This window comes from Amycolatopsis keratiniphila, from assembly GCF_000400635.2.
Lineage (GTDB): Bacteria > Actinomycetota > Actinomycetes > Mycobacteriales > Pseudonocardiaceae > Amycolatopsis > Amycolatopsis keratiniphila.
In genome coordinates this window covers 427698-440192 of the sequence record NC_021252.1, presented here as the reverse complement: position 1 = coordinate 440192, position 12495 = coordinate 427698, and the positions used below count along the sequence as shown (strand labels likewise).

Genomic DNA, 12495 nt, shown 5'->3' with positions numbered 1-12495 from the left:
GGGAGGTCGGGGGTATGGATCTCACCGCGGGAGGGGCGAGGGCCGTCCCGGTGGCGCGCAGTGAACGCACCGGTCTCGTACCGGCGGGCACGGTGCTGGCCGGATCGGTGATCTCGCTGGTCGGGCTGACCTGGGACATCCAGTGGCACGGCGACGTCGGCCCGGACACGTTCTTCACGATGCCGCATCTGTTCCTGTATTCGGGCAGCGCGATCTCCGGGCTCGCGAGCCTCGTGGTCGTGCTGATGACGACGGCCGCGCGCCGGGCGGGACGTCCGGTCGACGCGCGGGTCGGCGGCCGGGCGATCAACGTCTTCGGCAAGGTCTTCGCCGCACCGGCGGGCTACCTGGTGACCGGGACGGGCGCGGCGATGTTCCTGCTGTACGGCCTGTGGGATCAGTGGTGGCACGGCCTGTACGGCTTCGACGCGGTGATCGACTCGCCGCCGCATATCGGGCTGCTGCTGTCGATCACGCTGAGCGTCATCGGCACGGTCATGGTGTTCGCGGCCGCGCGGGAACACCGTTGGGGCACCGTCGGCGTGGTCGGCAGCCTCGGGGTGCTGATCGCGTTCAGCACGGTGACCGTGCTGGGACTGCAGCAGATCGACGTCGACGGTCTCGACGTCGTTTCCGTCGGTATCGCGCTGCTTTCGGTGCTGCTGGTCTCGGCGGGCGCCGGGTTCTGGGGAAGGCCGGGCGGAGCGGTCCGGGTCGCCGCGGCGCTGGCGGTCATCCAAGCGGTCACCTGGTGGTTCTCACCGTGGGCCGCCGAGGCGTACGCGAGCGCGGTCGGCCTGCCGATGCGCGACTACATCGACGGCGTCCCCGCGATGCCGTCGATGATGCCGATGGCGCTGCTGCCGATCGCTGCCGTGCTCGAAGCGGTGTACCTGCTCTCACGCCGTTGGCCGGCAGGCCGGGTTTCGGTGCTGGCAGGCGTGATCGGTGGGCTGCTGGTCGGCGCGAGCATGCCGATCCAGAACGCGATCGTCTACGGCTCCGACCGGATGCCCTGGGCGGTCGTGTTCGCCACCGGTGCCGCCGGTGCGGTGGTCGGGCTGCTCGGCGGGTTCGCCGGGTGGCGGTTCGGCGGGATGCTGAGGCTGCTGGCCCCGGCGAAGGGGGAGAACGCGCATGCGTAAGACATTGCTGGCCTTGGCGGCGGCGATCGGGTTGCTGTTCGCGACCACGCCCGCGGCGAACGCCTACGAACCGGTGAACATCGTCCACACCGAACGGGTCCAGGTGGGGCCGTACGGGATGACCGTCGGTTTCAGCACGTGGCCGTTGCGCGCCATGCAATCGCTGGACTTCACGTTCATCCCGGACGACGGGATCGCCGGGAAGTCGGGGACGCTCGCGTTCCTCAATCCGGAGACCGGGCGGCTGGGCCGTCCTCAGCCGCTGGCGAAGCATCCGCGGAAACTGGAGGTGTGGGGACTGGACATCCGGGCCCTGCAGACGCAGGGCTCGTGGACGTTCCGGTTCGAGATCGACGGGCCCGCGGGCAAGGGCGCGGGAGAACTCCGTGATCTGGCGGTGCTCGAACAGCCGGGGCCGCCGATGGCGGTGAGCTGGTCGATCAGCCTGATCCCGCTGATCGTCCTCGCCGTCCTGATCGCCGTCGCGTGGCGGCGGACGAAATCCCGGCTACGCGAGAACGGAATTCCCGCGACGGTGTGACTCGAAGTGACCGAAGATCGGATGGCTCGCGTGTCCCGGCGGACGCGCGAGCCTTTCTTCATGGGCTCAAATCGAACTGTCCGGCCTTGACCGCCTTGAGAAAGGCGTTCCACTCACCGGAATCGAAGACGAAGACAGGGCTGTTGGCCAGTTTGGTGTCACGGACCCCCACCAGGCCTTCACGGGCGAGGTTGACCTCGACACAGTTCCCCCCGTTGGGCTCGCTCGCGAAGGACTTCTCCCACGCGGAGTCGTCGAACAGCGACACGGCCGTGGTCGGATCGTAATCCGCCGCCGATGGATAATCGGCCATTGGTCGTACCTCCGAACGTCGGTCGGGGGTGCGGCCGCGACCTGCGCGAACCGTCACCGTCCCGGCTTCTCCCTGCCTCAACGGGACTATCCCGCACGGCCAAGTGGGTGATCAACTCCGCCCACCCTCGACATGAAGATTATTCCAGGAGTAGGATTAATCGCAGCGGCCGGGGCTCGGTTGTTGGTGAATCGCTCGCAGTACGGTTCGCCGTTTCGGCAGGCCATCGACGGCAGATGACCGGCAGGGACGTCTGCCCCGCGGCGCATGACCACCCACCGCCGACCTCGTGGGGGAGGATCAGCGTGATCATTCAGGACACCATGCCGGCGACGGTACTCGCCGTCGGCAGGCTCATGGCCGGGACGGCGGGCGAAAGCCGCCGCTCCGCGCATCTTTTCGACTTGCACTCCAGGGATTCGCACCCCGAGTTCCTGCACGCCCGCTGTGGTGCGGCGATGCCCTACGACCACCTGGAATGGGTCCCCGTCGGTTCGGGGATGCCCTGTGAGCGTTGCCTCGGCCTGGCCGGTTCGGCCGACCAGGCGCGGTTGCCGCGTCCGAGCCGGGGGGTGTGACCGCCGTGGCCGTCCGTCTCACCACGCTGCTGTTCCGCCGTGAGGACGAACGCCTGGCCTCGGCGAAGCACCACCACCGCACCATCGGCCTGGAACTGCGTCAGCGGTTCGGGTTCAGCCTCATCCAGGCGCCGCTGCGCAAGCAGCCGCCGTGGAACTCCGAAGTCGATTCGCCGGGCGCGCACCGGGACCTGATCAGGACCGGCCGGCCGCTCGAAGGTCAGTTCGAGCTGACGCCCCTGATCGGGCATCTGACCGGCCGGGCCTGAGGAAAGATCAGGGCTTGCGGCCCAGGCCGCCGAGGCCGCCGGTGAACGTCGGGTCGTCCGCGAACCGGTCACTGGCACGGGAATCCGCCTCGTCGAGGTGCCAGGTGGCCATCCAGTCGATGCCCGGCTCCACCAGCTCCAGCCCGTCGAAGAACGCGGCGAACTCCGCGCGCGACCGCAGGTGGAACGGCGCGCTGGTCTTCTTGTAGAGCTCCTGGACGTTCTCCCGGTTGTCGCCTTCCTTGCGCGTGACGCCGTCCTCGGTCAGATGCGAGGACAGGAAGTACGAACCGGACGGCAGGAAATCGAGGTACTGCCGGACCATCTCGTGGACGGGCTCCTCCGGGCCGAGGAAGTACAGCAGGCCGACCAGGACCAGCCCGATCGGCTGCCGCGGGTCGATCACGCCGGTCTCGAGGGCGCGTTTCCAGATGTCGGCGGGATTCCGGACGTCGCCCTGCAGCACCGCGTGCCGCCCGAGCAGGCCCTCGCGTTCCAGCAGCAGCTGGGAATGCGCGACGGCGACCGGTTCGATGTCGACGTAGACGACCCGGCTGTCCGGGTTGATCGCGCTCGCGATCTGGTGGACGTTGCCGACGGTGGGCACGCCGGAGCCGATGTCGAGGAACTGCGTGATCCCCTGGCGGGCCAGGTATCCCACGCCGCGGCCGAGGAAGTCGCGGCCGACGCGGGCGAAGGTCTTGACCTCCGGGAACTGCTTGAGCACCTGCGAGCCGAATTCGCGGTCGATGGCCCAGTTGGCCGAACCGCCGAGGAACCAGTCGTACACCCTGGCCACGTTGGGCCGTTCGAGATCGACCCCCTCGGGGGCCACCGGGTCGATGGGGTCGTGTTGCGTCGTCATACCGTCACACCTCGTCAGGAACCGGGTTTGCGGGCGACCCCGCCGATGGCGCAGTCAACCGCAGGCGAGCGGGGATCGTCCAGCCGCCATGCGCCGACCGGGACCAGACCCGGCGCCACGAGGTCGAAATCCCCGAAGAAACCGAGGATCTCTTCCCGGTCGCGGAAGGACGCGGGCGTGCTCGACTGTTCGTACTGCTTCACGACGCGCTGGATCTGGGCCAGCTCGTCACCCTCCACGCCGGACATCGTGACGTGGGACAGGACGTAGAAGGAACCGGCGGGCAGGAGCCGCCGGTAGCGCGCGATGACGCCGGCCAGTTCGGGGCCCGGCACGAAATGCAGGACCGCGACGGTGAGCAGGGCGACCGGTTTCGCCGGGTCGAGCACGCCGGTGTCGAAGGCTTGTTCCCAGATGTCGTCCGCCTCGCGCAGGTCGCCGCCGATCACCGCGTGCCTGGCCGGATCGCCGTTCCTCTCCAGCAGGATCCTGGCGTGCGCGACGGCGACCGGTTCGTTGTCGACATACACGCACCGGCTGCCGTCGTCGACGTCATCGGCGATCTCGTGGACGTTGCCGACCGTCGGCACGCCGGAACCGAGGTCGAGGAACTGGGTCACGCCGTGCTCGGCGCAATACCGGACCGCGCGGCCGAGGAAGGCCCTGTTCGCCCTGGCCGCCGTGCGCACGAGCGGGAAGGTCTTGACCAGTTGCTCGCCGAATTCCCGGTCCACCGCCCAGTTCGCGGTGCCCCCGAGCGCCCAGTCGTAGATCCGGGCGGCGTTGGGCCGCTCGAGGTCCACGCCTTCGGGGAGGAACCGGGGATCCATCTCAGGCTTGCATCTGTGTTCTGTACAGCTCGGCGAGTTCCTTGAGGAACTGCCGGGTTTCCTGGCGTTCCAGCGCGGCGCCGCGCAGCCTGTCCCAAGAGTCCACGAAGATGTTGAAGTCCTTGACGTCGTCGAGGTACAACCCGCCCGCGGAGTGTTCGATGTAGACGAAATCCCTGGTGCGGTCGGGGAATCGCATGATGGTGAAGTCGTTGGGCACGGCGGCGAGCCGCGCGCCGAACGGAAGCACGTGCACGTACACGCGCGGATGCTTGTCCAGCGCCAGCAGATGTTCGACCTGGTCCAGCATCACCGCCGGGGCGGAGCCGCCGGGAGCGCGGCGCAAGGCGCCCTCGCTGATGATGAACCGGTAGTACGGCGGCTGTTGCTGCTCGAAGACGGCCTTGCGGTCCAAGCGGTTGCGGACCAGCGAGGTGACGTCGGTGGCGCCGGCTTCGGTGAACTGCTTGAGCATGTAGTGCTCGGACTGCAACGGGCCGGGGATGCGCTCGCCGTGCCAGGTGAGGATCTCCGCGGCCGCGGGTTCGAGGTCGGTGAAGGTGCGGAACCAGTGGGGCACCACGGATCGGTAGCCGGACCAGTGGCCGCGCTGCCCGGCCGCGGCGCGGGCCAGGTTCATCAACGTGTCGGCCTCGTCGCCGTTGATCCCGAACGCGTTCAGCATCGATCGCACATCCCCGAGCTTGACCCCGACGGCACCGGACTCGATCTTGTTGACCTTGCCCTGGGTGCAGCCGAGCACTTCGGCGACCTGCTGCTGTGTCATCCGCGCGGCGTTGCGGGCATGCCGGAGCTCGTTCCCGAGCTGCTTCCGGCGCGAGGTGACGGTGCTGGCCATCGCCTTGCTCTCCCGGACCACATAGACCAGGACCGCGGCTGCCCGCCGTCCTGCGCGCGAATACTCGAACCCACCCAGGGTACTTCACCTTGCGGGGTTCGATGATGACATTGCGCAGCGTTCCAGGAAACGGCCGAAAACACCAGTCACCTGGTACGTCACCCTGGTGGCGGAGCGATCTCGTCACATTTCGGGCACGTCGGTCGGGCATAGTTGACCGAGTGGACCAATCCCCCTTCGCCCGGCAGGTCACCGATGGCGTGTTCGGGTACGTCCAGCCCGACGGCTCGTGGTGGATCAACAATTGCGGCTTCGTCGCCGCGGGCGATCACACGGTGGTGATCGACACGTGTTCGACCGAACGGCGCACCAGGGCATTGCTCGCGACGGCGGAGTCGACCGCCGGGGCGCCGGTGACCACTGTGGTCAACACGCATCATCACGGCGACCACACGAACGGCAACTACCTGGCGACCGGCGCGACTATCGTCGGGCACCGGAAGACGCGCGAGGTGATGGTCGCGACCGGGATCAACACCTACGAGAACTCGTTCACCGGGAACGACTGGGGCCACTTGGAGCTGCGGCCGCCCGAGGTCGTGTTCGACGACCGGCTGACCGTGCACGCCGGCGACGTCCGGCTGGAGCTGATCCACCCCGGGCACGCCGCGCACACCACCAACGACGTACTCGTCTGGCTGCCGGAGCGGCGGGTGCTGTTCGTCGGCGACCTGATCTTCAACGGCGGCAGCCCCTTCGCGCTGATGGGCTCGCCCGCCGGCTGGCGGCAGGCGCTGGACCTGGTCCGCGAACTGGAGCCGGAGACGATCGTGCCGGGCCACGGCCCGGTGTGCGGCCCCGAGGCGATCGACGTCGTCGACGGATACCTGGGTTTCCTGCAGAAACTCGCTTCCTACGGGAAGGCCGCGGGGCTGACGCCGCTCCAGGCCGCTCGCGAAGCGGATCTGGGGCCTTACGAGGCACTGTCCGAACAGGAACGGCTTCCGGCGAACCTGCACCGGGCTTATGCCGAACTGGACGGTCTGGAGTGGGGTGGGGCGATCGATCTGGGGGCGGCGCTGGCGGACATGGTCACCTTCAACGGCGCGCCCATCCGGTGCTTCTCCTGACTAGCCCCAGCTCTCTCCTGCGGAGGGTGTTGCGAAAGCCACTTTCGCAACGTTGAAGGTTGCGAAAGTGGCTTTCGCAACCTTCCCGCCCGCCGCTCGCCGCACGTCCCGAAGGCCCCCTTCGAGACATCCAACGCCCCAAAGGGTCCCTTCAAGACACCCAAATCCAGCCCAGAGCCCCCCACACGCAGCCCCCACCCGTCCCTGGGGGGCGACCCCGATCCCAGCGTACCGGCGAGCGGAGCGGGCCGGGCCGCGCGAGCCGAGTTGTCCACAGGCGGACCCGGTTGTGGACAACTCCCGGTTGATCCCCTCTCGTCCCGGCGCCGTATCCCTCAACGGGGATAGGCTCGGCACGGGAATCGAAGCGGAAGGGTGCGGATGAGCAAGAAGGCGAGCATCGGGGTCACCGGCCTGGCGGTCATGGGCCGCAACCTGGCCAGGAACCTCGCGAGGCACGGGCACACGGTGGCCCTGCACAACCGCTCCGAGCAGCGGACGAAGGAACTGGTCGAGCAGTTCGGCGACGAAGGCGACTTCATCCCGGCGTATTCGGCGCAGGAGTTCGTCGACGCGCTGGAGCGTCCGCGCCAGGTCGTGATCATGGTCAAGGCAGGCGCGCCGACGGACGCGGTGATCGACGAGTTCGTCCCGCTCCTCGAGAAGGGCGACGTGATCGTCGACGCGGGCAACGCGCACTTCGCGGACACCCGGCGCCGCGAGGCCGCGCTGCGCGAGAAGGGCATCCACTTCGTCGGCACCGGCGTGTCCGGCGGCGAGGAGGGCGCGCTGCACGGGCCGAGCATCATGCCGGGCGGGTCCAAGGAGTCGTACCAGTCGCTCGGGCCGCTGTTCGAGGACATCTCGGCGAAGGTCGACGGCGAGCCGTGCTGCACGCACGTGGGCGCGGACGGCGCCGGGCACTTCGTGAAGATGGTGCACAACGGCATCGAGTACGCCGACATGCAGCTGATCGCCGAATCGTTCGACCTCCTGCGCGGCGCGGGCGGCTACTCCCCCGCCGAGATCGCCGAGGTCTTCCGCACCTGGAACTCGGGGCGGCTGGATTCGTACCTGATCGAGATCACCTCGCAGGTGCTGGCCCACACCGACGCCGCGTCCGGCAAACCGTTCGTCGACATCGTGGCGGACCAGGCCGAGCAGAAGGGCACCGGCCGCTGGACCGTCCAAATCGGACTGGACCTCGGCGTGCCGATCAGCGGCATCGCCGAAGCCGTCTTCGCGCGCTCGCTGTCCGGCGCGTCGAACCTGCGCGAGGCCTCCCGCGGTCTCGGCGGTCCTTCACGCGCCCCGCTGACGGGGTCCGCTTTGGACACTTTCGCGGACGACGTCGAGCAGGCGTTGTACGCGTCGAAGGTGGTGGCGTACGCCCAGGGCTTCAACCAGATCCAGGCGGGCGGCGCCGAGTACGGCTGGGACATCGACCTCGGCAAGGTCGCGTCGATCTGGCGCGGTGGCTGCATCATCCGCGCGAAGTTCCTGAACGACATCACGGCCGCGTACGCCGAAGAGCCCGCGCTGCCGACGCTGCTGACTTCGGGCGGCTTCCGCAAGGCCGTCGAAGACGCGCAGGACTCGTGGCGTTCGGTGATCTCCACGGCGGTGCGGCTGGGCATCCCGACCCCGGGCTTCTCGACCGCGCTGGCCTACTACGACGGTCTGCGCGCGGAGCGGCTTCCCGCCGCGCTGGTGCAGGGGCAGCGGGACTACTTCGGTGCCCACACGTACCGCCGCGTCGACCGCGAAGGGTCGTTCCACACCGCCTGGGCCGCCGACGGCCGCCCGGAATCCTCCGCCTGACAAACGAAAAGCGTCCTTCACCGCGTCTGACGCGGTGAAGGACGCTTTCAGCCCTCCCCGCGTGCCGCGACGATCTCCGCCAGCGCCCGCACGATCACCGCTTCGGTGTTCTCCTTCGTGAGCCCGAGCCCGGTCAGCAAATCGTCGCCGAGTTCGAACAGCGCCAGCAGGATGTGCTCGGTGCCGATGTAGTTGTGCCCGAGCCGCAGCGATTCCCGCATGGTCAGCTCCAGCGCCTTCTTGGCCTGCGCGCCGAACGCCATCTTCGCCGCCTCCACCGGTTCGTCGGCGGGTTCCGGCAGCCGCGCCTCCGCGGCCTCACGGACGGCTTCGAGAGTCACCTTCTGCGCCACGATCGCGCCGGCCGCCAGCGCCGCCGGTTCGGAGAGCAGCCCGAGAACCAGGTGCACGGGCTCGATCTGCGGGCTCTTCGCCGACACCGCGGCGTCCCGCGACGCGACGACGACTTGCCGCGCCCGATCGGTGTAGCGGCTGAACACCTTCACCAGGTCTTCCAGCGACGAGCCGCTGGAGTCGACAAAGCGCTTCTGCGCCGCCTGCTTCGACACCCCCATGTTCTTGCCGATTTCGGTCCAGGACGCGCCGGAGCGCCGCGCCTGGTCGACGAAGTGGCCGATCAGATGGTCGGCCACTTCGCCGAGGTGCTCGCCGAGGAAGACCGCGTCGGACAGCTGGCCGAGCACGTCGCCGTCGGGATGCTGCTGCTTGATGTGGGAGATGAGGTCGTCGAGCCGCACTGGATTCGCCATGCCGTCAACTCTAGGTTGACGCTCGCCGATCGTCAACCACGGGTTGACGCGACGGTCGCCTTGAGGTCGAAGCTGTTGGCCTCCAGCGTCTCGAACCGCGGCGCCGGATCCGCGGCGAACAGGCGGCGCGCGGCGATGTGGTCCGGCGGCCGGTTCACCGACTCGACCCCGGCGAGCACGCCGTCACGGAACGACAGCACCGAGAACTTCCCGCCCTCCCGGTCCCCGGTCACGACGGTCTTCTCCGCCCCGGTCAGGATCCCGGCGATCTGCAGTTTCGCGCCGAGCTGGTCGGTCCAGAACCACGGCAGGCTGTCGTAGGGCGCGGGTTCGCCCGCGATGACGGCCGCCACCGCCCGCGCCTGGTCGACGGCGTTCTGCACCGACTCCAGCCGCGTCGCCGTGCCCGCCTGGACACACGGGAAGTTCGCGCAGTCCCCGACCGCCGAGATCTTCGGATCGCTCGTGCGCAGGTGCTCGTCGACGACGACACCGTTCGCCACGGCGAGCCCCGCCCCTTCGGCGAGCCGTGTCCGCGGCTCCACCCCGACCCCGACCAGCACCAGATCAGCGGGCAGCAGGCTGCCGTCGCTCAGTTCCACCTCGGCCACCCGGCCTTCACCGCGCAGCGCCGCGACACCCTTGCCGAGCAGGATCGTGTGGCCGGCTTTCTCATGCAGAGCGGCGAAGTACGCCGAGACCTCCGGAGTCGCGACGCGGGCCATCAGCCGGTCCTGCGCCTCGACGATCGTCACGGGCCGCCCGGCGTGCGCGGCGAACTCCAGCCCGATGAACCCGCCTCCGACCACGACCACGTTCTCCGCGCTCTCCAACGCGGCGCGCAGGACGTCGGCCTCGTCCTTGGTGCGCAAGGTGAACACACCGTCCAAAGTGGATCCGGGCACCGGCAGGACCCGGTTGACCGCGCCGGTCGCCAGCACCAGATGGTCGTACTCGTGAGCGCTGCCGTCCTCTAGCACCACCTTCGTCCCGTCGCGATCCACTGACGCGACGCGGCCCGGGATCAGCTCGATGTTCTTCTCCGCGAAGAAGTCCTCGGGCCGCAGACGCAGCTGGGCGTCGCCCGCGGTGCCGGCGAGGTAGCCCTTCGACAACGGAGGCCGCTGGTAGGGCAGCCCGGGTTCGTCGCCGATCAGCACCACCCGCCCGCCGAACCCCTTGTCCCGCAGCGAGGTCGCCACCCCGAACCCGCTCTGCCCGGCCCCTACGACGAGGACGGTCTCCATCGGCGCTCCTTTCGTTGTGCCCGGCATCCATTCAACACAGCTCCGGCCTTTTCGACACGTGATCCGCACGCGGCGGACGCGCTACGGTCATGCCCATGAGCCGTCCCGAGGTCCACCCGGTGGACGCCCGCCCGCCGCTGCCGAAGCTGACCTTGCTCGGCCTGCAGCACATGACGATCATGTACGCGGGCTCCGTGGCCGTCCCGCTCGTCGTCGGCAGCGCGCTGAAACTGGACGCGGCGACGATCGCGTTGCTGGTCAACGCGGATCTGCTGGTCGCGGGCATCGCGACGCTGATACAGGCGATCGGGATCGGGCGGATCTTCGGCATCCGGCTGCCGGTGGTGGCGGGTGCGACGTTCACCGTGGTCAACCCGATGATCATGATCGCGTCCCAGTACGGCATGCAGGCCGTCTACGGCGCGATGATCGCGTCAGGCGTGTTCGGCCTGCTCATCGCCAAGCCGTTCGCGAAGATGATCCGGTTCTTCCCGCCGCTGGTCTCGGGCACGCTGCTCATGGTCATCGGCATCTCGCTCATCGGCCCGGGCGTCGGCCTGATCGCCGGCCACGACACCGGATCGCCGGATTACGCGAAACCGGCCAACATCGCGCTGGCGTTCGGCGTGATCGCGGTGATCGTCCTGTTCACCCGGGTCCTGCGCGGGTTCGCGAGCCAGATCGGCCCGCTGCTGGCCCTGCTGATCGGCCTGGTCGCGGCGATCCCGATGGGTCTGGTGAGCTTCAAGGGCATCGCCGACGCCGATTGGTTCGGTCTCGCGTCGCCGTTCCACTTCGGCCCGCCGACCTTCCCGATCGCGGCCGTGCTCTCGATGTGCGTCGTGATGCTGGTGACCTACACCGAATCCACCGCGGACCTCGTCGCCGTCGGCGAGATCACCGGACGCCCGGCGACCGACTCCGACCTCGCGCGCGGTCTCGCCACCGATGGTCTCTCGGCCATCCTCGGTGGCGCGATGAACTCGTTCCCGGACACGGCTTTCGCGCAGAACGTCGGCCTCGTGCAGATGACCGGGGTGCGCAGCCGGTGGGTGGTCGCGATGGCGGGTGGCCTGCTCGTGCTGATGGGCCTGGTGCCGAAGGTCGGCGCCTTCGTCGCCGCCGTGCCGGAACCGGTGATCGGCGCGGTCGCGGTGGTCATGTTCGCGATGGTCGCCGCGGTCGGCGTGCAGAACCTGAAGAAGGTGGAGTTCTCCGGCAACCACAACACCTTCATCGTCGCGGTGTCGGTCGGGGTCGGCCTGCTGCCCGCGTTCGCCACCAACCGGTTCGGGAATTCGATCTTCTTCCAGCACTTCCCGGCGTGGTTGCAGACCATCTGCGGCAGCCCGATCACGGTCGCCGCGATCGTCGCCTTCACCCTCAACCTGCTGTTCAACCACCTCGGCAAACGCCGGGACCCCGATCTACTGCAAGCGCCTTAACAGAAGAGCCACTTCGGCCACAGGTTGCACTCTTCGGTCGGCGTCGTCGAGGGCGGCGGCGGAGTCGGGTTGGGCGGCTGCGGGACGACCGTGGAACCGGTGGTCTGCGGCGGATCCGCGGGCCCGTTCGACGACGTCGGCGTGGCGGGGTCCGACGAGGAGGACGTCTGTGCGGCCGAACTCGACGTGCGGCGGCTGGACGTCGTCTTGCTAGGCCGCGTCGAGGTCCCGCCTTCACCGGTTTCGACCGTCTCGGTGGACGGGACGGCGGAAGTCGCGCCGGCTCCCCCGTTGTCCGAAGGTCGCTTCGGCATCTCGATGACGCTGATCGGGTTCGGCGCCGCATTCTGTTCGGGGTCGGAATCGAACCCGACGAGTACCGCGGCCGCACCGCAGGCGACCACTACGGCGATCACGACCGCGATAACTCTCCAGCGTGACTTTGCCTGTGACTCCTCGTGGTCGTCCCAGCCCTCGCGAATAAGCAGGTCGGCGACCGAAACATCGTCGTCATCCACCAGCTGAAACCTTTCGCACCGGGAACGAGCGAGGAGTAGTTTTACCGCAACTCACCGCCGAATGGGTGAAGTTAACCAAAAATTATTCACCCGATGGAACACGGCAGCGTAGGCCAGTCACACAGCGTGTATTCATATGCTCCCGCGCATATCGGCGGTGGCCC

Annotated in this window: 14 protein-coding genes; 7 read left to right on the top strand and 7 right to left on the bottom strand. The window is 68.5% G+C overall.

Translation table 11 applies throughout. The annotated features are described in order from the left end of the window. The first annotated feature begins 14 nt into the window (after positions 1-14). Complete coding sequence (locus AORI_RS43085; protein WP_016330868.1) at positions 15-1145, top strand: hypothetical protein; 1131 nt, start codon at positions 15-17, stop codon at positions 1143-1145. Beyond that, positions 1138-1686 carry a hypothetical protein gene (locus AORI_RS43080; RefSeq protein WP_016330867.1) on the top strand — a complete coding sequence of 183 codons (549 nt, stop codon included), beginning with the start codon at positions 1138-1140 and terminating at the stop codon, positions 1684-1686. The genes AORI_RS43085 and AORI_RS43080 overlap by 8 nt, the downstream gene beginning before the upstream one ends. 58 nt (positions 1687-1744) lie before the next feature. Here AORI_RS43080 and AORI_RS43075 read toward each other — a convergent pair whose 3' ends face one another. Further along, on the bottom strand, positions 1745-1999 hold the full coding sequence (locus AORI_RS43075; RefSeq protein WP_016330866.1) for a DUF397 domain-containing protein: 255 nt from the start codon (positions 1997-1999) through the stop codon (positions 1745-1747). 305 nt (positions 2000-2304) lie between these two features. Between AORI_RS43075 and AORI_RS43070 the strand changes: the two genes are divergently transcribed. Together AORI_RS43070 and AORI_RS43065 are read left to right on the top strand one after the other, a co-directional pair. Next, on the top strand, positions 2305-2577 hold the full coding sequence (locus AORI_RS43070; protein WP_016330865.1) for a hypothetical protein: 273 nt from the start codon (positions 2305-2307) through the stop codon (positions 2575-2577). After that, on the top strand, positions 2574-2846 hold the full coding sequence (locus AORI_RS43065; RefSeq protein ID WP_016330864.1) for a hypothetical protein: 273 nt from the start codon (positions 2574-2576) through the stop codon (positions 2844-2846). The genes AORI_RS43070 and AORI_RS43065 overlap by 4 nt, the downstream gene beginning before the upstream one ends. A 7-nt stretch (positions 2847-2853) precedes the next feature. On the opposite strand, the gene AORI_RS43060 is transcribed toward AORI_RS43065, so the two are convergent. Genes AORI_RS43060 through AORI_RS43050 form a run of 3 tightly spaced genes read right to left on the bottom strand, consistent with a single transcriptional unit; the run spans position 2854 to position 5400 of the window. Next, a complete protein-coding gene (locus tag AORI_RS43060; RefSeq protein ID WP_016330863.1) occupies positions 2854-3711 on the bottom strand; it encodes an SAM-dependent methyltransferase in 858 nt (285 codons plus the stop codon). Between the two features lie 14 nt (positions 3712-3725). Further along, a complete protein-coding gene (locus AORI_RS43055; protein ID WP_016330862.1) occupies positions 3726-4541 on the bottom strand; it encodes an SAM-dependent methyltransferase in 816 nt (271 codons plus the stop codon). A 1-nt stretch (position 4542) separates the two neighbouring features. After that, on the bottom strand, positions 4543-5400 hold the full coding sequence (locus tag AORI_RS43050) for a helix-turn-helix domain-containing protein (RefSeq protein ID WP_037335949.1): 858 nt from the start codon (positions 5398-5400) through the stop codon (positions 4543-4545). Between the two features lie 221 nt (positions 5401-5621). Between AORI_RS43050 and AORI_RS43045 the strand changes: the two genes are divergently transcribed. After that, entirely contained in the window at positions 5622-6530 is a 909-nt protein-coding gene (locus AORI_RS43045) for an MBL fold metallo-hydrolase (protein WP_016330860.1), read from the top strand. Positions 6531-6911: 381 nt separating this feature from the next. Further along, positions 6912-8351, top strand: a complete 1440-nt coding sequence (gndA, locus tag AORI_RS43040) for an NADP-dependent phosphogluconate dehydrogenase (RefSeq protein ID WP_043847859.1) — start codon at positions 6912-6914, stop codon at positions 8349-8351. A gap of 47 nt (positions 8352-8398) precedes the next feature. On the opposite strand, the gene AORI_RS43035 is transcribed toward gndA, so the two are convergent. After that, entirely contained in the window at positions 8399-9121 is a 723-nt protein-coding gene (locus AORI_RS43035; RefSeq protein WP_043847858.1) for a Clp protease N-terminal domain-containing protein, read from the bottom strand. A gap of 32 nt (positions 9122-9153) precedes the next feature. Continuing rightward, positions 9154-10368: an NAD(P)/FAD-dependent oxidoreductase gene (locus AORI_RS43030; protein ID WP_016330857.1), complete on the bottom strand. Its 1215-nt coding sequence runs from the start codon at positions 10366-10368 to the stop codon at positions 9154-9156. 95 nt (positions 10369-10463) lie between these two features. Between AORI_RS43030 and AORI_RS43025 the strand changes: the two genes are divergently transcribed. After that, the gene (locus AORI_RS43025) at positions 10464-11813 is read left to right on the top strand and encodes a nucleobase:cation symporter-2 family protein (RefSeq protein WP_016330856.1); all 1350 of its coding nucleotides are present in this window, start codon (positions 10464-10466) and stop codon (positions 11811-11813) included. Here AORI_RS43025 and AORI_RS43020 read toward each other — a convergent pair. Beyond that, on the bottom strand, positions 11810-12331 hold the full coding sequence (locus tag AORI_RS43020; protein WP_043847857.1) for a hypothetical protein: 522 nt from the start codon (positions 12329-12331) through the stop codon (positions 11810-11812). The genes AORI_RS43025 and AORI_RS43020 overlap by 4 nt on opposite strands. Between the last annotated feature and the right edge of the window lie 164 nt (positions 12332-12495).